The sequence below is a fragment of the Phaeobacter sp. SYSU ZJ3003 genome (genome assembly GCF_041300735.1).
In the GTDB taxonomy this organism is placed as follows: Bacteria; Pseudomonadota; Alphaproteobacteria; order Rhodobacterales; family Rhodobacteraceae; genus Phycobacter; species Phycobacter gallaeciensis_A.
Window position 1 is genome coordinate 36,195 of the sequence record NZ_PXNU01000001.1, and the last position, 21,128, is coordinate 57,322.

Annotated in this window: 18 protein-coding genes; 8 read left to right on the forward strand and 10 right to left on the reverse strand. The window is 62.5% G+C overall.

Features of this window, described 5'->3' with window-relative positions; all coding sequences use genetic code 11:
- Nucleotides 1–99: 99 nt before the first annotated feature.
- The gene (locus tag C6W91_RS00135; RefSeq protein ID WP_274828478.1) at nt 100–447 is read left to right on the forward strand and encodes a TfoX/Sxy family protein; all 348 of its coding nucleotides are present in this window, start codon (nt 100–102) and stop codon (nt 445–447) included.
- A gap of 95 nt (nt 448–542) precedes the next feature.
- Here the strand turns inward: C6W91_RS00135 and ndk are convergent, their stop codons facing one another.
- Nucleotides 543–965, reverse strand: a complete 423-nt coding sequence (ndk, locus tag C6W91_RS00140) for a nucleoside-diphosphate kinase (protein WP_065273293.1) — start codon at nt 963–965, stop codon at nt 543–545.
- Nucleotides 966–1,105: 140 nt separating this feature from the next.
- On the reverse strand, nt 1,106–2,308 hold the full coding sequence (locus C6W91_RS00145; protein ID WP_370570378.1) for a multidrug effflux MFS transporter: 1,203 nt from the start codon (nt 2,306–2,308) through the stop codon (nt 1,106–1,108).
- Between the two features lie 145 nt (nt 2,309–2,453).
- Between C6W91_RS00145 and C6W91_RS00150 the strand changes: the two genes are divergently transcribed.
- From C6W91_RS00150 to C6W91_RS00160, 3 genes are read left to right on the forward strand one after another with little or no spacing between them, the layout of a single operon-like run.
- The gene (locus C6W91_RS00150) at nt 2,454–4,307 is read left to right on the forward strand and encodes an ABC-F family ATP-binding cassette domain-containing protein (protein ID WP_274868764.1); all 1,854 of its coding nucleotides are present in this window, start codon (nt 2,454–2,456) and stop codon (nt 4,305–4,307) included.
- Nucleotides 4,304–4,930 carry a MarC family protein gene (locus C6W91_RS00155; RefSeq protein ID WP_065273291.1) on the forward strand — a complete coding sequence of 209 codons (627 nt, stop codon included), beginning with the start codon at nt 4,304–4,306 and terminating at the stop codon, nt 4,928–4,930. Before C6W91_RS00150 ends, C6W91_RS00155 begins: the two co-directional genes overlap by 4 nt.
- Nucleotides 4,931–4,975: 45 nt before the next feature.
- Entirely contained in the window at nt 4,976–5,557 is a 582-nt protein-coding gene (locus C6W91_RS00160; RefSeq protein ID WP_065273290.1) for a TIGR02281 family clan AA aspartic protease, read from the forward strand.
- A gap of 72 nt (nt 5,558–5,629) precedes the next feature.
- On the opposite strand, the gene C6W91_RS00165 is transcribed toward C6W91_RS00160, so the two are convergent.
- The 6 genes from C6W91_RS00165 to C6W91_RS00190 all read right to left on the reverse strand — a co-directional run bounded on the left by C6W91_RS00165 (nt 5,630) and on the right by C6W91_RS00190 (nt 11,904).
- Nucleotides 5,630–7,003 carry an SPOR domain-containing protein gene (locus C6W91_RS00165; protein WP_274868766.1) on the reverse strand — a complete coding sequence of 458 codons (1,374 nt, stop codon included), beginning with the start codon at nt 7,001–7,003 and terminating at the stop codon, nt 5,630–5,632.
- 150 nt (nt 7,004–7,153) lie between these two features.
- Nucleotides 7,154–7,786 (reverse strand): uracil phosphoribosyltransferase, encoded by a 633-nt coding sequence (gene upp / locus C6W91_RS00170; RefSeq protein WP_065273288.1) that lies wholly within the window; start codon nt 7,784–7,786, stop codon nt 7,154–7,156.
- 79 nt (nt 7,787–7,865) lie between these two features.
- The gene (locus C6W91_RS00175) at nt 7,866–9,101 is read right to left on the reverse strand and encodes a phosphopentomutase (RefSeq protein WP_274868768.1); all 1,236 of its coding nucleotides are present in this window, start codon (nt 9,099–9,101) and stop codon (nt 7,866–7,868) included.
- Complete coding sequence (locus tag C6W91_RS00180; RefSeq protein WP_274868769.1) at nt 9,101–10,405, reverse strand: thymidine phosphorylase; 1,305 nt, start codon at nt 10,403–10,405, stop codon at nt 9,101–9,103. The genes C6W91_RS00175 and C6W91_RS00180 overlap by 1 nt, the downstream gene beginning before the upstream one ends.
- A gap of 6 nt (nt 10,406–10,411) precedes the next feature.
- Nucleotides 10,412–10,804, reverse strand: a complete 393-nt coding sequence (locus C6W91_RS00185) for a cytidine deaminase (RefSeq protein WP_274868771.1) — start codon at nt 10,802–10,804, stop codon at nt 10,412–10,414.
- Entirely contained in the window at nt 10,801–11,904 is a 1,104-nt protein-coding gene (locus tag C6W91_RS00190) for a cupin domain-containing protein (protein WP_274868773.1), read from the reverse strand. Before C6W91_RS00190 ends, C6W91_RS00185 begins: the two co-directional genes overlap by 4 nt.
- A gap of 161 nt (nt 11,905–12,065) precedes the next feature.
- Here C6W91_RS00190 and C6W91_RS00195 point away from each other — a divergent pair, with 161 nt between their 5' ends.
- Both C6W91_RS00195 and C6W91_RS00200 read left to right on the forward strand, forming a co-directional pair.
- Nucleotides 12,066–14,339 carry an NADP-dependent malic enzyme gene (locus C6W91_RS00195; RefSeq protein WP_274868774.1) on the forward strand — a complete coding sequence of 758 codons (2,274 nt, stop codon included), beginning with the start codon at nt 12,066–12,068 and terminating at the stop codon, nt 14,337–14,339.
- Between the two features lie 271 nt (nt 14,340–14,610).
- Nucleotides 14,611–16,695: a putative bifunctional diguanylate cyclase/phosphodiesterase gene (locus C6W91_RS00200; protein WP_370570379.1), complete on the forward strand. Its 2,085-nt coding sequence runs from the start codon at nt 14,611–14,613 to the stop codon at nt 16,693–16,695.
- 25 nt (nt 16,696–16,720) lie between these two features.
- Here C6W91_RS00200 and C6W91_RS00205 read toward each other — a convergent pair whose 3' ends face one another.
- Nucleotides 16,721–17,179 carry a DNA polymerase III subunit chi gene (locus tag C6W91_RS00205; RefSeq protein WP_274868777.1) on the reverse strand — a complete coding sequence of 153 codons (459 nt, stop codon included), beginning with the start codon at nt 17,177–17,179 and terminating at the stop codon, nt 16,721–16,723.
- Nucleotides 17,180–17,186: 7 nt separating this feature from the next.
- Complete coding sequence (locus C6W91_RS00210) at nt 17,187–18,662, reverse strand: leucyl aminopeptidase (RefSeq protein WP_274833738.1); 1,476 nt, start codon at nt 18,660–18,662, stop codon at nt 17,187–17,189.
- A 195-nt stretch (nt 18,663–18,857) separates the two neighbouring features.
- Between C6W91_RS00210 and lptF the strand changes: the two genes are divergently transcribed.
- Both lptF and lptG read left to right on the forward strand, forming a co-directional pair.
- Complete coding sequence (lptF, locus tag C6W91_RS00215; protein WP_274868834.1) at nt 18,858–19,997, forward strand: LPS export ABC transporter permease LptF; 1,140 nt, start codon at nt 18,858–18,860, stop codon at nt 19,995–19,997.
- Nucleotides 19,994–21,127 carry an LPS export ABC transporter permease LptG gene (gene lptG / locus C6W91_RS00220; RefSeq protein WP_274868780.1) on the forward strand — a complete coding sequence of 378 codons (1,134 nt, stop codon included), beginning with the start codon at nt 19,994–19,996 and terminating at the stop codon, nt 21,125–21,127. The genes lptF and lptG overlap by 4 nt, the downstream gene beginning before the upstream one ends.
- The last annotated feature ends 1 nt before the right edge of the window (nt 21,128 follow it).

Sequence of the window (21,128 nt, forward strand, 5' to 3'; positions counted from 1 at the left end):
TAACGTCCGCTGTCGTTTTGAGACTGTCAATCGCTGCGGCGCAAAATTCCGCTGCGAAACCAGCGTGACAGCCCCCTGCGCCCCGGATATGTTCGCCCTATGTCCACGCCTATCTCATCCATCCGCAACCTTGGCCCGGCCTCGGAAGAGTCCTTTGCCCGTGCAGGCATCCACTCCGCCGAAGAGCTGCGCGAGCTTGGCGCGGATGCGGCCTATGCGCGGCTGCTGCAGGCGGGCAGCCGCCCTCATTTCATCGGGTACTATGTGCTGGTGATGGGGCTTCAGGGGCGCCCCTGGAACGACTGCAAGGGCGAAGAGAAAAAAGCCCTGCGCAAACGGTTCGACCAGATCAAGGCGGAAAACACCACGGCCAAGAGCGAGGCGGCCGGTCTGTCCCGGCTAGAACGCGAGCTCGATGCCATCGGCGTCATTCCCCGCCGGGGATAAGCGCTCCTCCCCCCTTCCGAAGGAAACGGACGAACGAAAAAGGCCGCCCCGGTGTCCCGAGGCGGCCCTGAAATCCGGGTCACGGAAAGTCAGGCTTAGCCGACCAGTTCCAGACCGGAGAAGAAGTATGCGATTTCAACCGCTGCGGTTTCCGGCGCGTCGGAGCCGTGAACCGAGTTTTCGCCAACCGATTCCGCGAACTCGGCGCGGATGGTGCCGGGAGCAGCGTCTGCCGGGTTGGTGGCGCCCATGATTTCGCGGTTTTTCGCGATGGCGTTTTCACCTTCCAGAACCTGACACACGATCGGCTCGGAGGACATGAATTCGCACAGTTCGTCATAGAAGGGACGCTCGGCGTGCACTTCGTAGAACTTGCCGGCCTGTTCCTTGGTCAGGTGGATGCGCTTTTGCGCGACGATGCGCAGACCTGCTTCTTCGAATTTGGCGTTGATTGCGCCGGTCAGGTTACGGCGGGTTGCATCGGGCTTGATGATCGAAAAGGTGCGTTCCAGTGCCATCGGGCGTTCTCCATTAGTGTTCGGCCGGGGCAAATCCCCGCGCCGCATATATCGCGCGCCGGGTAACATGCCTGCGCTCGCTTGGGAAGGGCTGAGTTGCTCCCTGGCGCTCAAATCCACGCTGTCAACACGGCCTGCGATCAGCCCGCTTCGGGCAAAGGTTCGCGTATATCGACCCAGCGCACATACAGCGCCGAGGCCAGCGCCAGGATACTGGCGCACAGGATGATCCCCAGCACCATGAAGGGCGCGTTTTCAGGCGCCACCAAAGCACCGGTCAGCGAGGTCAGAACCGCCCCCAGCGCCACCGACAAGGCCCCCGACAGCCCCGAGGCGCTGCCCGCCAGATGCGGGCGCACCGACATCAGCCCGGCGCTGGCATTGGCGATAGTGAGACCGTTGCCAAATCCGACGCAGATCGCGGCGCCGAAAAACACCGGAACCGAGCCCTGCCCCAGCGCGAACAGGAACAAACCGCCAATCGGGCCGAGCGTCGCGCTGATACGGCCAATCAGGATCAGCGTCAGCAGCGACACCCGCCCCGCCACCCGTCCGGTGATGAAATTGCCCACCATGAAACCGCTGGTGATTATGCCGATGCCCAGCCCCACCATGGCAGGGCTGAGGTCGAACCAGGCCGCTGCCACCAGCGGCACCCCGGTGATGAAAGAGAAGAACCCGCCGACCGAAAAGGCCACACAAAGGCTGTACCCCCAGAACCGGCGCGAGGCCAACAGCTCAGGATAGGTGCGCATCTGGGCGCCAAAGGTGGCCGAGCGGTTGTCGTTCGTCTCGCCCCAGTCGCCCCAGGCCAGCGCCAGCATGGCAAGGCCCATCACGGTATAAAGGATGAATCCCGCCCGCCAGCCAAAAGCCATTTCGAGAAAGCCCCCCAGCATCGGCCCCAGCATCGGCGCCAGTGCCATCGCCATGGAGACATAGCCCATCTTGCTGGCGGCCTCTTCGGCGCTGTGCATGTCTCGGATCGCAGCGCGGGAGACCACCTGCCCCGCCACCACGGCCCCCTGCAGCAAGCGAAAGCCAAGGAACACCCAGATCGATTGCGCCAGCGCGCAGCCGATTGAGGCAAGGGCAAAGACCAGCAGCGACACCAGCACCACCGGGCGACGCCCGAACCGATCCGACAAAGGCCCCATAACCAGCTGCAATACCGCGGAAATCGCCAGATACCCAGCGATGGACAGGTTCACCAGACCATAGTCGGCCTGAAAATCCTCTCCGATCCGTGCCAGCGACGGCAGGAACATGTTGAGCGATAGCACCGAAAGGGCAGTGCCGAAGATTAGCGTGGCAATATGAGGGGCCGTTTGCGCAGCTCGCATGGCAGTCACCGGACGTAGAACGGGAGAAAGACGAATTCCCGCCTTGGCTATCACGTGCTCCGGGGATGGGCCAGTTGATACCCAGTTGAGACACAGCGTGCAAAGGCGCTGGTCGGGCGCGATACCCTCTGCTATGAGCGCGGCCATGTTACGTATTCAGGACATCACCTATTCGGTCGAAGGCCGCCCGCTTATTGACGGGGCCAGCGCCACCATTCCCACCGGCCACAAGGTTGGTCTCGTGGGGCGCAACGGCACCGGGAAGACCACCCTCTTCCGCCTGATCAAAGGCGAGCTGGCGCTGGAAGGCGGCAGCATCTCGCTGCCGTCCCGTGCCCGGATCGGCGGCATCGCACAAGAGGCACCTGCCTCGGACGTGTCGCTGATCAACACGGTTCTGGCCGCCGACATCGAACGGGCCGAACTGATGGCCGAAGCCGAAATCACAACCGATCCTGATCGCATCGCCGAGGTGCAGACCCGCCTCGCCGACATCGACGCCTGGTCCGCCGAGGCCCGCGCGGCCTCCATCCTCAAGGGACTTGGCTTTGACGAAGAGGCGCAACAGCGCCCCTGCGCCGATTTCTCGGGTGGCTGGCGGATGCGGGTGGCGCTTGCGGCGGTGTTGTTCTCCGAACCCGATCTGTTGCTGCTCGACGAGCCGACCAACTATCTCGACCTCGAGGGCGCGCTCTGGCTTGAGGCCTATCTGGTGAAATACCCGCATACGGTCATCATCATCAGCCACGACCGCGAACTTCTGAATCGCTCGGTCGGGGGGATCCTGCATCTGGAGGATCGCGGCCTCATCTACTACGGCGGCAACTACGACCAGTTCGCCCGCCAGCGCGCCGCCAACCGCGCCAATCAGGCCGCAGCCGCCAAGAAACAAGACGCGCAGCGGGCCCACCTGCAGGCATTCGTGGACCGGTTCAAGGCCAAGGCGAGCAAGGCCAAGCAGGCGCAAAGCCGTGTGAAGATGCTGGAGAAGATGGAAACCATCCGCGCGCCCGAAGACGCGGCGCGCACGGTCTTCACCTTCCCCGAACCCGAAGAACTGTCGCCGCCGATCATCGCCACCGAGGGCGTTTCGGTGGGCTATGGCGACACGGTGATCCTCAGCAAGTTGGACCTGCGCATCGATCAGGACGACCGGATTGCCCTGCTGGGCAAGAACGGCGAAGGCAAATCGACCCTGTCGAAAATGCTCTCTGGCCGTCTTGCACCGATGTCCGGAAAGATGACGCAATCGAGCAAGCTGCGCATCGGTTTCTTTGCCCAGCATCAGGTCGACGAGCTTTATATCGAGGAAACCCCGCTGCAGCACCTGCAGCGCGAGCGCCCCGAGGAAGGTCAGGCAAAACTGCGGGCGCGCCTTGCGGGCTTTGGTCTTGGCGCCGCGCAGGCGGATACCGAGGTCGGGCGCCTTTCGGGCGGACAGAAGGCGCGCCTGTCGCTGCTGCTGGCGACGCTGGATGCGCCGCATCTGCTGATCCTCGACGAGCCGACCAACCACCTTGACATCGAAAGCCGCGAAGCACTGGTGGAGGCGCTGACCGCCTATACCGGGGCGGTGATCCTTGTCAGCCACGACATGCACCTGTTGAGCCTTGTGGCCGACCGGCTGTGGCTGGTGTCGCAGGGCACGGTGAAACCCTATGAGGGCGATCTGACCTCTTACCGGTCGCTGCTTCTGGAAAAGGACAAACCGGCACCGAAACCAGCCGCTGCCAAGCCAAAGCCGAAACGCCCGTCGCGCGATGCCATGCTGGCGCTGCGCGCCGAGGCCCGCAAGGCCGAGGAACGCGTTAGCAAGCTGACCGAGATGAAGGACAAGCTTGACATCAAGCTGGCGGACCCGGAACTCTACGAGGCAGAGAAGAAGGACGAAGCCCGCGTCTGGCAAGGCAAGCACGCCGAAGTCATCGAGGCGCTGGACCGCGCCGAAATGCTGTGGATGCGGGCGCTGGAGAAACTGGAAAAAGCCGAAGCCCTATGATCGACACGGCCTTTATGATCACCTCTTTCGTCACGCTTTTCGTGATTATTGATCCTATTGGCCTGACCCCGATCTTTCTGGCGCTGACACAAGGCATGACCGCGTCCGAGCGGCGCGGCGTGGCCATTCGCGCGTCGCTGACCGCGACCTTCATACTCGCGCTATTTACCTTGTTCGGAGAGGCGGTTCTGGCCTTTGTCGGCATCTCAATGCCCGCCTTCCGCGTCGCAGGTGGCGCGCTGCTGTTTCTCACTGCGCTCGACATGCTGTTCGAACGGCGCACCAAACGCCGCGAGCATCAGGGCGAGGAAGCCACCGAGGTCGAGGACCCCTCCGTCTTTCCCATCTCCATCCCGCTGATCGCAGGCCCCGGCTCGATTGCAACCGTGATCCTGCTCGCCGGTCAGAAACCGGGCATCGAAGGCTTTGCCCTGGTGATGAGCATCGTTCTGGCGGTGTTGTCGCTGATGCTGGTGATGTTCCTTGTCTCCGGCGTGCTGGAGCGGCTTCTGGGCAAGACCGGGATCAACGTGGTGACCCGGCTTCTGGGCATGCTACTGGCGGCGCTTTCGGTGCAGTTCATTCTGGACGGTCTGCGCGCCTTTGGCTTTGCCGCAGGCTAGTATCGCGGCGCGAACTTCCTACATCAGAAAGCAGGAGGCGCGCTGATGACTGATATGGACTATGCCCGGGTGATTTATCTTGTCCTGCTGCTGGTGGCGGTAGGATCCTGGGTCTTCGTGCAGAACCGGCAGTCGCTGGGCAAGACGGTGCAGATGCTCGCCGTTTGGGCGTTTATCTTCCTTGGGGTGATCGCTGCCTATGGTCTGTGGGGTGATATCCGCAGCACGGTAATGCCACAGCAAAGCGTGATCACCGAACAAGGCCGGGTGGAGGTGCCAATGGCGCCGGATGGTCACTACTACCTGACCCTGTCGGTCAACGGCACGCCAGTCAATTTCCTGGTGGATACCGGCGCCAGTCAGGTGGTGCTGAGCCACGCGGACGCTGAGCGCGCCGGGATCGACACCGACAAACTGGCCTATCTGGGCCGCGCGCAGACCGCCAATGGCGAAGTGCGCACCGCCTCTTTCTGGGTGGATGAGATGTCGCTTGGCGGGATCACCGACAGCGATGTGCGGGTTTGGGTCAACGCCGGTGAGATGGATAAATCCCTGCTTGGCATGGGCTATCTGCAACGCTGGTCACGGATCGAGATCCAGAACCGCGCCCTTGTGTTGACCCGTTAAGTTACGGAGCAACGCAACGGGGCAGAGATGCGCGCTGCCCCATAGTCTGAACGCCCATTTTTATTGCTGGGCTTACTTGCTGAGCCGCGCCTTGGGATACCCCGCGCCGCGCACGGCGTTCAGGGCTTCATCACCTGCCCCAGTGGCAGTGAAAGGCCCTGCCAAAACAACTTTGTAGGTCTTGCCCTTGCGGGTGAGCGTGCCCAGACGGACCGGCAAGCCCGTGCTGCGGGCCAGATCCCGCGCAGCAGAGCGCGCCGCCGCCGGATCGGCAAAGGTCGCCGCACGGACGTAGCGACGCGGTGTGGCTTCAGATGCAGCCGCTCCCGCCTCGGGGTCCGACCTGGTCGACAGACGCAATGCCAGCGGCTCGCGCGCCTCGGCGGCGCTGCGGGCATGACGCCCCGACAATGTGACCGTCTGCCGGTCCAGCGGTTTGCGCACCAGTTTACGCGGCAGGCCATCGGTCCAAACCTCGGCCATCTGCGCATCTCCTGCAGCGCTGCGCACGCCGCGCATTGTATTCATGCGGTCGTCATCCCGTTCCACCCGGACGTAACCCGGCGGCACCGCAGTCTGTCCATTTGGCGTGGCCGCTGTCAGCGTACGCTCGGCGCGCCGCGGGTTCAGACGATCATCCTCCCAGACTGGGCGGTAGCCTTCCGGCACCGTCAGCCCCGTGCTCAGTCGGCGCTGCTGATAGACATGTGCCGGCAGGATACGGGTGTTGGGCGCCAGTTGAAGCGACGAGTTCTGATCGCCCGCCCTGTCCCGGCCATAAGTCACCGGCGCTTCGGCCTGCGGGCCACAGCGGACGCCTGCGGATTTATTGATGTACTGCTGGCTGATCGCCGAAGCCCCGGGGCAGCCTCCAGCCGTCGGCGCCGTGCGCACTTGCTGCGGTGCAGGCTGCGGCGCCGGAACAACCGGAGCCGGTTTCACGACACGCCGGGGCGCGGCGGTGGTGACCCGCGTGGGGCGGGCACTGGTGCTTTGCGCGGTGCGGCGCGGTTTGGTGGTTGCGGCGACTGCAGGGGCGCTTGCAGGAGCCGTTGTGCGAGACGTGGGCGTCGCCTTTTTGGCGGGAGCCGTTGCAACCGCGGTCGCGGCAGGCTGCTGTTCCTGCGGCAGGGTGATGATTTCAGGCCCCGCGTTCGCCTGCGGCTGGCGTTTAGCAGCCCCTGCGATGGTAGTAGGCTTGTAGCCGCACAGTTGCTTGCGGCTGCGGGTTACGCGGGGCACCCAGTTCACATTGCCGTCGATCCCGGCGCGGATATAGATACAACCGCGGCTGTCGACATATTGCTTACCCTTGTAAGAGGCCGGGGGCACCTCTGCTGGGGGACCGGAGGCCCGCAGGGTCTGCGCCTCCACGGCCTGACCCACGCCTTGAACGCTCAGCGTGCCTGCAATGATGGCGAGCGCGACAATTCTTGTTATCTTCATACCAGAGCCCCACAACATATGGGCATACGATGCCTGATAACCAAATCTTAGTAAACCCGGCGCCGGGCACAATCTGGCGGCGTTCGGGCAAATTGTTGCCCCGGCTCCGCTGCCACAACCGGCAGCGAGACCAGAGCCACCAAATACGGATTACTTGGTGCCGAACATGCGGTCGCCGGCATCGCCAAGACCGGGCATGATATAGCCTTTTTCGTTCAACTCGCGATCCAGCGAGGCAGTGACGATCGGCACATCCGGATGCGCCTCTTTCATGCGCGCAACGCCTTCCGGCGCGGCCAGGAGGCAAAGGAAACGAATGTTGTTGGCACCGGCCTCTTTCAAGAGGTCGATGGCCGCTGCCGAGGAGTTGCCGGTCGCCAGCATCGGATCGACGGCGATCACCAGACGGTCCTTCAAACCTTCGGGCGCCTTGAAGTAATATTGCACCGGCTGCAGGGTTTCCTCGTCCCGGTAGAGACCCACAAATCCAACCCGGGCCGAAGGGATCAGTTCCAGTACGCCATCCAGCATGCCGTTGCCCGCCCGCAGGATCGACACCAGCGCCAATTTCTTGCCCGCCAGGATCGGCGCTTCCATTTCCTCCATCGGGGTGTCGATGGTGGTGGTGGTCAGCGGCATTTCGCGAGTGATCTCATAGGCCAGAAGCTGGGTGATCTCGCGCAGCAGACGCCGGAACCCGGCAGTCGATGTGCCCTTGTCCCGCATCAGGGTCAGTTTGTGCTGGACCAGCGGATGATCAACAACGGTCAGATGTTCGGACATATCGGCACTCTCCTGCGAATAAATTTGGTCTCTCTTATGCGCCCTTGCCCGGTGCAGGCAAGCCGGATTGCCCATTCCGCTACAGAAAGCTGCGCCCCGGACCGCTGCTGGCCACGCCCAGATGCTGCGCAACCGAGACACCGACATCGGCAAAGGCCCGCGCGCCCAGCGATCCGGCGCCCGGTGCCTGACCTGGTGTCTGGCCCGGCGCGGCCACCAGAACCGGCACCTGTTCTCGGGTGTGGTCGGTCCCCGGCCAGCTGGGATCATTGCCATGATCTGCGGTCAGCACCAGAATATCCCCGTCCCGCAGCCGTGGCAGGATCTTTCCGATTTCATGGTCGAACCATTCCAGCGCCCGGGCATAGCCCGAGATATCACGCCGATGACCGTAAAGACTGTCGAACTCCACAAAGTTGGCAAAGGTCAGACTGCCTTCCTCTGCCGTCTCCACCGCCTCGGCCAGATGCTGCATCAGGTCGGCGTCGGGGCCTTTCTTCAGGGTGTCGATGCCGCTCATGGTGAAGATGTCGCCGATCTTGCCGATGGCGTGGACCTTCTGCCCGGCGTCCTGCACCCAGTTGGTCAGCAGCTTTGCCGGGGGCGTGATCGCAAAATCCCGCCGGTTGGTGGTGCGGGTAAATCCACTCTCTGGCGTTCCTACAAACGGGCGCGCGATCACCCGCCCCACCTTCATCGCATGCAGGCGCGGCGCCACCGCGCGGCACAGGTCCAGAAGACGATTGAGGCCAAAGCTCTCTTCATGCGCAGCGATCTGAAAGACACTGTCGGCAGAGGTATAGCAGATCGGGGCACCGGTCCCCATATGCTCGGCCCCGTGACGGGCAATGATATCGGTACCCGAGGCGTGACAATCGCCCAGGATCCCCGGCGCCCCCGCGGCCTCTGCGACAAAGGCGCTGAGATCTGCCGGAAAGGCAGGTGTCTCGTCTGGAAAGAAATGCCAGTTCCATGGCACCGGAAGGCCTGCCAGCTCCCAATGGCCCGAAGGCGTATCCTTGCCGGGGCTGATTTCAGCGGCGCAGCCCCACAGCCCCTCAGGTTCAGCGGTCAACCCCGGAAACGGCACAGCAGATGCCAGCCGCATGGCCGCCCCCAGTCCCAGCCGGTCCAGATTGGGCAGATGCAGCGGGCCACTGCGCCCGTCCTCGGCGCGGCCCTCGGTGCAGGCCTGCGCGATATGGGCGAGCGTATTGGCGCCCAGATCCGGCAGGTCGCCGTTGTAAAAGCGATCCGCATCCGGCGCACTGCCGATTCCAACGGAATCCATCACCACCAGAAAGGCGCGCGCCATCAGATGATCCTTTCGTGAATGAGCGGCGGCAACTTCCGCGCCGCCTCTGCGATGGTGATCGCCGCCAGAACCTCCTGCGCGGCGCGGTCGGCGGCCTCTTCCCGGGCGGCATGAATGCGCACCAGCGGCGTTCCGCGTGCAACGCGCGCGCCCAGCGGCAACAAATCTGACAGGCCGACAGCAGGATCGACAAGATCGCTTTCGACCATACGCCCGCCGCCAAGGCCAACCACGCAAAGGCCCAGCGCCTCACCGTCGATGGCCGAGATATAGCCGGCCTGCGGCGCGGTCACTTCGCGGATGACGCTGGCTTCAGGCAAAACGCTTTGCCAGTCGCTGGCAAATCCCTGCGGCCCGCCCATTGCGGCCACCATGGCTTCGAACCGGGCGGCGGCCCGGCCATCGGTCAATACCGTCGACAGGCGCGCGGCGGCCTCTTCCGGAGTTTTTTCCAGCCCCGCCTGCACCAGCAGCACCGCCCCAAGTGCGATGGTGATCTCAGCCAGCGGCCCGGAGGTCTCGCCGGTCAGCACGCGCATCACCTCAGCAACTTCTAGCGCATTGCCCAGCGCGGGCGCCAAGGGCTGGTTCATATCCGTGATCAGCGCCGAGGTCGGGCAGCCTGCCGCATTGGCGGTGTCCACCAGCGAACGCGCCAGCGCGCGGGCATCCTCGTCAGATTTCATGAAGGCGCCCGAACCTGTCTTTACGTCCAGCACCAGCGCATCGGGGCTGGCGGCCAGTTTCTTGGACAGGATCGAGGCGGTGATCAGATCTAGGCTTTCGACCGTGGCCGTCACATCGCGGATCGCATAGAGCCGTTTATCTGCGGGGGCGATCTGCGCGGTTGCCCCGACGATGGCACAGCCGACATCGCGCATCAGACCGTCCAGTCGATCCTCGGACACTGAGGTGGTAACGCCGGGGATGGCCTCCATCTTGTCCAGTGTCCCGCCGGTATGGCCCAGCCCCCTCCCCGAGATCATCGGCACATAGGCGCCGCATTCCGCCAGCGCGGGCGCCAGCAACAGCGATACGCAGTCGCCGACACCGCCAGTGGAATGCTTATCCAGCACCGGCCCATCCAGATCCCAGCTCAGCACATCACCGCTGTCGCGCATGGCAAGCGTCAGCGCGCGGCGGCCATCCGTGCTCAACCCCTGCAGACAGACCGCCATGGCAAAGGCACCCGCCTGGGCATCGCTGACCGTACCATCGGCAAGCCCTTGGGCAAACCAGCGCAGATCGGCGTCACCCGGGGTCTCTCCCCGGCGCAGGGCAGCATTGATCGCACGGGCATCCATTTGGGGTCAGGCCCCGGCCATATGGCTGGCACCAAAGGCACCGGGCAACAAATCGGCAATAGTGGTGCGCCGCTCGGCCCCTGCGGTGGTACCCATGGTCACAGGCACATCTCCGCCGCCGAATTCAGCCAGTTTCTGACGGCATCCGCCGCAGGGCGGCACCGGGTCGGGACTGTCGGCGATCACATAGACCTCTGCCAGCTGCGTCTCGCCTGCTGCCACCATGGCGGCAATCGCTCCGGCCTCGGCGCAGGTGCCTTCGGGATAGGCGACATTCTCTACGTTGCAGCCCACGTAGACCGTGCCCGAGGCCGCGCGAATGGCGGCCCCGACCTTGAAGTTGGAATAGGGCGCGTGCGCGTTCTCACGCACGGCGATGGCTGCTTCCTTCAGACTCATGCTTCCTCCAGCTTTGTGTTGAAGGTACCCGGCAGGCTGACCTCAAGCAATTCCAGATCCGCAGAGCCATCGCTGAGCCGCGTTTTCATGCCGGGCGGAATGACAAAGGCATCGCCTGCTTCCAGCTCATAAGGATCACGCCCTTCCCCGTGCAGGGTAACGCTGCCCTCCATCACGAAGGTAAAGAGGATGTCGGTGTCGTGGCTGGCCCAGGGGCTGTTGTCCGCCTCTGCGCCCTCGGCGCGGCGTACCACCTGCACCGAGGCGACGCCCTTGGTGTTGTCGTTGATGGTGGTGTCGCGGCAGACAAAACCCGGCAGACGGAAAGGAACCCAGTCTGCGCCCGCTGCCTGATTGTAGACAAACCGCTGGCCCTGCCATTCGCGATCAGGGCGGTAATGCGGGGTCGGCAGGGTCATCTCGTGGTCGATCTCGGTCACATGTTCTGCCGGAACGCCGATCTCGATCACCTGCACGTTGTCGCTTGCCTCCAGCACGCGGTGACGGATTTCGGGCGGCTGGATAAAACAGTCACCCGCCGTCAGGCGCATCTTCTCGCCCTGATCCTCATAGACCACATCGACCCAGCCGTGGATGCAGAAAATCAGCTGAAAGCCGACCCGGTGGAAGTGCACCATATCCGGCACTGGCCCGCCATCGGGGATGCGGATGTGGCTGGCGATGATCGAGCCGCCCAAGCGGTCCGGCACCAGATCACGGTAATGCATGCCCGCGCGCCCGATGATCCAGGGCGCCTGATCCTTCAGCCTGCGCACCACGAAGGAATGCACCGTGTCCGGCATCACAATTGGTTGATGACGCTCTTCGATTTCGATTTTGGTGCCGTTCGGGGCGGTCAGACTGCGCTCTCCGCCTGCGAATCCCTCGGGGTCTTCGGTCAGGATGCGCAGGGTTCCAGGGCTCTCCGGCGCGCCCCGTTCGATGCGCAGACGCAGGCCATGCCCCGAGAAGACACCGATGCGCGGATCGTCCGCCGGATAGATCATATCCAGCTTCATTCCCAAGGTTTTTGTATAAAACGGAATATCGTCGCGTAGCTCCTGCGTGGGCAGGCGCATCTCTGCGATGGTCTCGGCCATCTCTCTTCTCCCTCAGACGGTCTGGTGCGGTTCTGCCCGGCAGAGTGATCCGATTGGATAAAATATGCAAGGATCCGCCCGCCGCCGAGACCGCCCCGAAAACCCTGTTCCCCTCCGGCACAATATAGTTTAACGCTAAACTATCAGTTTTGGAGGGCCCCATGTCCGATACCCCGAACCTGCGCGACGCCGCGCTGCGCTATCACGAATTCCCCCGCCCCGGTAAGCTGGAGATCCGTGCGACCAAACCGATGGCCAATGGCCGCGATCTGGCGCGGGCCTACTCCCCCGGAGTCGCCGAGGCCTGCCTTGAGATCAAAGCAGAGGCAGGCACCGCCGCGCGCTATACCTCACGCGGCAACCTGGTGGCGGTTGTCACCAACGGCACCGCAGTTCTGGGGCTGGGCAATATCGGCCCGCTCGCTTCGAAACCGGTGATGGAAGGCAAGGCGGTCCTGTTCAAGAATTTCGCCGGCATCGACTGTTTCGACCTGGAGCTGAACGAAAGCGATCCGGAGAAACTGGCCGACCTGGTCTGCGCGCTGGAACCGACATTCGGCGCCATCAACCTGGAAGACATCAAGGCGCCCGATTGCTTCATCGTCGAGAAGATCTGCCGCGAGCGAATGGGCATTCCGGTGTTCCACGACGACCAGCACGGCACCGCAATCGTGGTGGGGGCCGCCGCCCGCAACGCGCTGCATGTGGCAAAGAAATCCTTCGAGGACATCAAGGTCGTCTCGACTGGCGGCGGCGCAGCGGGCATTGCCTGTCTCAACATGCTGATGAAACTGGGCGTCAAACGGGAAAACATCTGGCTCTGTGACCTTCATGGTCTGGTCTACGAAGGCCGCACCGAAGACATGAACCCGATGAAAGCCGCCTTTGCCCAGAAAACCGATCTGCGCACGCTGGAGGATGTGATCGACGGCGCCGATCTGTTCCTCGGCCTCTCCGGTCCCAATGTTCTGAAACCGGATCACGTCGCCCAGATGGCCAAGCGACCGATAATCTTTGCCCTTGCCAACCCGACGCCGGAAATCATGCCCGATGAGGCCCGCAAGGTGGCGCCCGATGCCATCATCGCCACCGGGCGCAGCGATTTCCCCAATCAGGTCAACAACGTCCTGTGTTTCCCGTTCATCTTCCGCGGCGCGCTGGACGTCGGCGCGACCGAGATCAACGACGAAATGCAGATCGCCTGCGTCGAAGGCATCGCGGAACTGGCGCGCCGGACCACCTCGGCCGAGGCGGCGGCGGCCTATCAGGGCGAACAACTGACATTCGGCGCCGACTACCTGATCCCGAAACCCTTTGATCCGCGCCTTGTGGGGGTTGTCTCCTCTGCCGTGGCCAGCGCCGCCATGAAAAGCGGCGTTGCCACCCGCCCGATCGCGGATCTGACCGCCTATCGCGCCCAACTGAACCAGACCGTGTTCAAATCGGCGCTGTTGATGAAACCGGTGTTCGAAGCCGCCCGCGCCGCCGCCCGCCGCATCGTCTTTGCCGAGGGCGAGGATGAACGGGTGCTGCGCGCCGCGCAGGAGGTGCTGGAAGAGACCACCGAAACCCCGATCCTGATCGGCCGCCCCGATGTGATCGAGGCACGCTGCGAGAAGATGGGCCTGCGCATCCGACCCGGCAGCGATTTCCAGATCGTCAACCCGGAGAACGATCCGCGCTATTACGATTACTGGAACAGCTATCACAAACTGATGCAGCGCAAGGGCGTGACCCCGGATCTGGCCAAGGCGATCATGCGCACCAATACCACGGCCATCGGCGCCATCATGGTGCACCGCGGCGAGGCGGACAGCCTGATCTGCGGCACCTTTGGCGAATACCGCTGGCACCTTAACTATGTGACCCAGGTTCTGGGCGGCGGCACCTATGCACCGCATGGCGCGCTGTCGATGATGATCCTTGAGGACGGCCCGCTGTTCATCGCCGACACCCAGGTGCGGATCGAACCCACCCCCGAGCAGATCGCCCAGACCGTAATGGGCGCCGCCCGCCACGTGCGCCGCTTTGGTCTGGAGCCCAAAATTGCCCTGTGCTCGCAATCTCAGTTCGGCAATATCGATTGCGACACCGGTGCCCGGCTGCGCGACGCCATAGACATTCTGGACGATAAGCCACGCGATTTCATCTACGAAGGCGAAATGAACATCGACACCGCGCTGGATCCTGAGTTGCGCGGGCGGATCTTCCCCAATTCCCGGCTGGAAGGCGCGGCCAATGTGCTGGTCTTTGCCCATGCGGATGCTGCCAGTGGCGTGCGCAACATCCTGAAAATGCGCTCGGACGGGCTGGAGGTCGGCCCCATCCTGATGGGCATGGGCAACCGCGCCCATATCGTCAGCCCGTCGATCACCGCACGGGGGCTTTTGAACATGGCGGCAATTGCCGGTACGCCCGTCGCCCACTACGGCTGATAGCGACCAATTTAGCGCGCTTGCGCGCCGCCCCCGGGGAGCGGCGCGCCAGTGCCGTCACGTCAGATGCGGAGCCTGCGCTCTGCCCCGCATATGAATTGCTGAATATAAACACAAAAGTAACCCCCGACACTTAGCAAGACATTGGTATGGCCCGTGCCAAGCGGTATTGACGCGGGCTGGTCACAGGAGGCGGTTCAGGACGTAACAGGTCCGGAATTGTCCGGCGCAAGGCAGGATCTGCCAAGGCGCAGTGCGAAGGTTGGACGAGGTGACGGAACAGTTTCCGCAACATAGCCCAGAAGGAGACGGTGGAGCCGCCGGAGCCGAAAGGGACTGTCAAGCGCAGGAACAGCGGATCGGGCTGAGCCTCCTTAAGCACGCCTATCGCAACCATCTGTCCAATCTCTTCGTGAACGTTGCCTGCGTCTTGGGCGTCTACGCCCAGTTCCAGTACACGGGGCAAGGCAGTACCTTGGTCGATACTCTGACCGCCTGTCTGCTGACGCTATCCATTGGCCGGACGATCTTGGCAGCGCGGGACGAAAAGCACCTGTCGCAGGAAACCGATCCTGGCTCATCTCTGGCAGTCGGTGCCAGTCGGCGTTATTTCCTCGGCACATTTCTTGGCAGTCTGATCTGGGGAGGCCTGCTGCATGCTGCCCTGCAAAGCGGCAATCAGGACCTGAAGTATTTCACCGTCATCGTCGTCTCTGCCATGGCCTCCGGGGCGACCGGGGTGCTTGCGCCGATGGCAAACACGGGCCGTATCTATATCGCCACCCTTCTGACGCTGATCATTGCAGAACTGTGCCTGCAGCCTGTGCCGGAATTCGCTCTCGCCACTTTGGTTGCCGTCTTCATGGCCGTCATGTTGGTCACACACCAACGCAACTACAATATCCTACGCCATTCGATCCGCCTGCAACTGCGCAATCACGAACTGGTCCAGGACCTGCGCGTCCAGCAGGAAGCCCTGACTGAACTCAATGCAACGCTGGAAGACCGGGTCAAGAAACGCACCCGAGACCTGAAACGGCTGGCGGAACATGACAGCTTGACCCAGCTGTATAATCGCCGTGGCATCATTCAATGGGTGGAGGATCAGCAACCCAATATCCCTGACGGATATGCCTTTGTGGTGATCTTCATCGATCTGGACCGGTTCAAGCAGATCAACGACGGCATGGGCCATGCCACCGGGGACTGCGCCCTTGCAGAAATCGGCGAACGTCTGGCTGACGCCGCGCCGGAACACGCGGCCTTCTGCCGTTGGGGCGGAGACGAATTCGTAGGATTGGTTGCCGTGCCTGAAGAGCGCTGCATCGACATCGGCTATGAATTCACCGAACAACTGCGCGCCATTATCGAAAAGCCCATCATCTTCTCTAGCCAGGAGGTCACCGTGGGGTTCAGCGCCGGTCTCGCCGTCTCGCGCCCCCGTCCGGTCGCCGTCAGCGAGGCGATCAGATCTGCGGATCTGGCCGCCGGAGAGATCAAGCGGACCGGACGCGGCAACACGCTGCTGTTCTCCAAAGAGCTGGTTGAAGAAAAAGAGCGCCACCTGATCATTGCCCAGCGCCTGAAACACGCGGTGCCTGCCAATGAAATGCACCTGGCCTTTCAACCGCTGGTGCATGCGGATGATTTCTCGTTGCATTCCTACGAGGTTCTGCTGCGCTGGGACAATCCGATCCTTGGCCGTGTCAGCCCGGAAGAGTTTATTCCCATCGCCGAGGACATCGGCGAGATCGTCCGCATCGGCGAATATGTGTTGGATACGGCACTCTCGACCTACACCGAAGAACTTGGACGCGATTCACATGTGAAACTGGCGCTCAATATCTCGCTGCGGCAGCTGGTTGTGCCCGGGTTCGCAGACTTCATTCTGGGTTACCTTGAAAAATACGGCCTGTCCGCCCGGTCGCTGATCCTTGAGGTGACAGAAACGATTTTTGACGCCCGGAATCAAAACCAGATCATCGCGGTTCTAAATGCACTGCACGCCAAGGGCATCGAAGTACACATCGACGATTTCGGCACCGGCTATTCCTCGCTGTCACGCTTGCACGAAATGCCGATTTCGGCGCTTAAGATCGACAAATCCTTTGTTCAGCAGATCGACGATCAACGCTGCGCCATCATCGAAGGCAGCGTCATGATTGCTGAACGGTTCGGTGTGCATACCGTGGCCGAAGGGGTGGAAACCGTTGAACAGGCCCGCCTGCTGCACGCCATCGGCGTCACCTATCTGCAGGGCTACCTCTTTGGTAAACCCAAGCCCCATTTTGCCGAAGTGACAGTGCACTCCGACTTCCTGCTCTGGACCAAGGACAAACAGTCCCGCGCTTCCTAGATCCCGTCGCCCCGGCGGGAAAGTATCACTTCTCGGCCTTCTTTTCCCAGCGCCCGCCTTCTTCGGACCAGTATTGCGCCGAACAGCCTGCATCGGTCAGGGTTTTCCACTGCACACGGGCATGCTGCACCGCCTCGGGGTCGGTACCATCAAACAGGATACAAACGCGCTCCAGCGCCTGCACCTCTTCTGGTGAAACCGCTGCCCCATCCACCGCCATGACGCAGCTGGGCGTGTTTGCCGCCTCGGCTTCGGTGGTCAGCAGGATAGGCTGCAACGCATCATGCGGACCGCCCGCCAGCCCGTGCGGCAGGAAGGCGTCATCGCCCCCCAGCCACAGGCGTTCATCCAGCCAGGCCATGCGATCCGGGCTTTGGCCCCGCACAGCAATACGCCAGCCTGCGCCGCGCGCCTTATCCAGCAGCACCGGCAGCGTATCCTGCAGTGGCCTGCGCGTCAGATGATAGAAATAGGCGGCCCCCATGGCTGTGTCATTCGGCCTCGAACCGATCCTGCACCAGCCGGTTCAGCGCCATGACGCCCCAGCCGGTCGCTCCTTTGGGTGCATAGGCGGTTTCGGTCTTAACCGAGGCGACGCCCGCGATATCCAGATGGATCCACGGCATGCCGTCCTGAATGAACCGTTGCAGGAACTGAGCGGCGGTGATCGAACCTGCAGGACGGCCGCCGACGTTTTTCATATCGGCAATGCGCGATTTCAGCTGATCATCATAGGCTTGCCCCAGAGGCAGACGCCATGCGCCTTCATCCTCGGCTGCGGCGGATTTCAGGAAACCATTGCACAGGCTGTCATCATTGGAGAAGACGCCAGCGTTTTCGTGGCCAAGACCGATGATGATCGCACCCGTCAGGGTGGCCAGATCGATCACGCCCGCCGGTTTGAACCGCTCCTGCGCGTACCAGAGCACGTCGCACAGAACCAGACGACCTTCGGCATCGGTATTGATGACCTCAACCGTATCGCCCTTCATCGTCTTCACCACATCGCCGGGCCGGGTGGCGTTGCCCGATGGCATATTCTCGACCAGACCAACCAGACCCACCACATTGGCCTTTGCCTTGCGCAGGGCCAGCGCCTTCATGGTACCGGTCACAACTCCGGCGCCGCCCATATCCATGGTCATGTCTTCCATGCCTGCAGCCGGTTTCAACGAGATACCACCAGTGTCAAACACAACGCCCTTGCCCACCAGCGCCAGCGGCGCGGCATCGCTCGGGCCGCCCTTCCATTGCATGACGGCGACTTTGGACGGGCTGTCCGATCCCTGCCCCACCGACAGAAGGCAATGCATGCCCAGCTCTGCAAGCGCTGCCTCGTCGAGGATTTCGACCTCAAGACCGATATCGGAAAGCTCTTCGATCCGGCGCGCGAACTCGGTGGTGGTCAGCACGTTCGCCGGCTCGTTGATTAGATCGCGGGTCATATGCACGCCTTCAGCCACCGCCAGGAGCGGAGCGAAAGCCGTCGCCATCTCTTCCGGTGATTTATGCGCGATCACCACTTCCCCCTTCGGTGCCTCATCGGCAGCGGTCTTGTGCTGATCAAACCCATAGGCCCGCAGCGCCAGCCCCAGCGCCAGATCTGCCGCCCGAGGCATCGGACCCGCCATAACGGTAAGCGCCTTGCCGCCTGCGCGTTTTGCCAGTTCAGCGCCGGCCTTTCGGGCCTCGGTCTGGCTGGCGCGTTTGGGCAGCACCAGTACATGAAGTGCCTCAGCGGCGAGGCCAGCAGGCCAGGCCATGGTGATCACCGAGCCGGTTTTTGCCTTCTTGAACCCTTCCGATTCGATCAGCCGGGCAATGCCACCCTTGCCCAGACGGTTGGCGGTACGCGCCGCCTGATCCATTGTCCCCTCCGGCGTCACCAGAACCGCGACATGGCCAGTCATTTCGGCCAGGGTCTTGGGATCATAGTCATCAAAACGGATCGGGGTCAGAGTGCTCATCGCATGGGCTCCTGTCGGTCTTTTACATGGTTTTGCAACAGCTACCCTGTGCTTGACGGCTTGACCAGCCCTGCGGATTGCACGCCGCGCCCGGCTTTGATCATTGCCTGTCGGCTGTGCAGATTGCAGTTTTCCCCGCCGGACAAATCCTTTAAGCTGCGGCGCAATCACAACCGCAAGATCTGGGGGGATCAGGTGTCACGCTACGACAGATATGTGCTGTCGCAATACCTGCTGTTCTTCGGCTTCTTTGCGCTCATCCTTGTAGCTGTGTTCTGGGTGAACCGGGCCGTGGTGCTGTTCGACCGGCTGATCGGAGACGGGCAATCGGCGCTGGTCTTCCTGGAATTCACCGCCCTGACGCTGCCGAATCTGATCCGCATGGTGCTGCCAGTCGCCGCCTTTGCCGCCTCGGTCTGGGTAACCAACCGGCTGCACAATGAAAGCGAGCTGACGGTGCTGCGCGCGACGGGAACCAGCCCTTGGCAAATGGCCCGCCCGGCGCTGGCTTTTGGCATCATTACCGCGCTGATGATGTCAGTGCTGACGCATTTCCTGTTGCCGTCCTCGATCAACCAGCTTGCGCTGCGCGAACGGGAGGTGTCACGCAATGTCACAGCCCGCCTGCTGACCGAAGGCAAATTCCTGCACCCAGCCAAGGGCGTCACCTTCTACATCCGGCAAATCGACCCTGACGGCACTCTCAACGACGTGTTCCTTTCGGACCGGCGCGATCCGGAGCAATCGGTCACCTACACAGGCGCCCGCGCCTTTCTGGTGCGCGATGGCGACAAGGCCCACCTCATCATGGTAGATGGCATGGCGCAGCGGCTGGATCACAAGACCCAGACGATGTCGACCACCGTCTTTTCTGACTTTTCCTATGATATCAGCTCTCTGACTCAAAAGATTAGTCAAACGACCCGCAATATCCGCGCCATTTCCAGTCTTGAGCTTATGACCGCGAAAGAGGCGATCACCGACAGCGAAGGCTTTTCGCAGGGTGCCCTCACGGAAGAACTGCATCTGCGGTTTGCCCGGGCGCTGGTCTGCGTCACGGTCGCCCTGATTGGGTTTTCCGCGCTGATGTTGGGAACATTTTCGCGCTTTGGGGTCTGGCGGCAGGCGCTGATAGCCTTTGCGCTGCTGATCGGGGTCGAGGGCCTGCGCGGTATCGTCTCGGAACCCGTTCTGAAGAACCCCGATCTTTGGCCGCTGATTTATCTCCCCGCGCTGAGCGGCCTTGCCATTGCGCTGCTGTTTCTGCATCTGGCCAGCCACCCTAGCCTGCTGCGCAGGCGGCGGCGGGCTGAACCGGGAGAGCAGCTGGCGTGAAACTCGATCTCTATTATGCGCGCAGATTTGCGCAGTGGTTCCTCGTTATCGCTGGCGTCCTAATGACGTTGGTGGTGCTGATCGACCTCAACGAGCAGATCCGCCGGTTTGACAGCCTCGACCTCGGCGCCGGTAAGTTGATCGGTCTGACACTGTTGAACGCCCCCGCCGCCTTTGACGAATTCCTGCCGCTGATCATGATCCTCAGCACCATCGTGCTGTTCGTTGGGCTCGCGCGCAGCAGTGAGCTGGTGGTGACCAGAGCCATCGGTCGCTCTGGCATTCGGGCGCTGGCCGCGCCGGTTCTGGTAGCCGCGCTGATCGGCATTCTAGCCCTCAGCACCCTGAACCCCATCGTCGCGGCGACGACCAACCGTTTCAAAACCCTTTCGGAAACCTATCGCAACGGCGGCCCCTCGGCGCTGTCGCTGTCCGGCGAGGGGCTATGGCTACGTCAGGGTAGCCCGCAGGGGCAATCGGTGATTCACGCGTCGGGCTACGCGGGCGAGCAGCAAGACTCCAGCCTGGGAAACGGAGATGCCGACAGTATCAAACTGTTCGACATCACCATTCTCGACTACGCCCCCGGCGGCACACCAATCCGTCAGATCGTCGCCGAAAGCGCCCGGCTGCAGGGCGGCGACTGGCTGCTGACCAAGGCCAAGGTCTGGCCATTGGCCGCTGGATTGAACCCCGAAACCAGCTCGGCTCAGCACGAAGTGTTACTGGTGCCGACCACACTGACCACCGACCGGATCCGCGACACGCTTGGCACCGCTGACGGGATCTCGGTTTATGACCTACCCGCCACCATCCGCGATCTGGATGAAGCCGGGTTCTCCACCAAACGCTACGAGGTTTGGTATCAGGCCGAACTGGCCCGGCCGCTGTTCCTGGTGGCCATGGTGTTGGTCGGTGCGGCCTTTACCATGCGCCATGCCCGCTTTGGCGGCACAGGTCTGGCGGTACTCACTGCCGTCTTGCTAGGCTTTGGCCTTCACTTCATACGAAACTTTGCGCAGGTTCTTGGCGAGAACGGCCAGATTCCGGTGGCCTTGGCCGCTTGGGCTCCACCGGTCGCCGCGATTCTGCTGACTATGGGCCTGCTTTTGCATGCCGAGGACGGTTAAT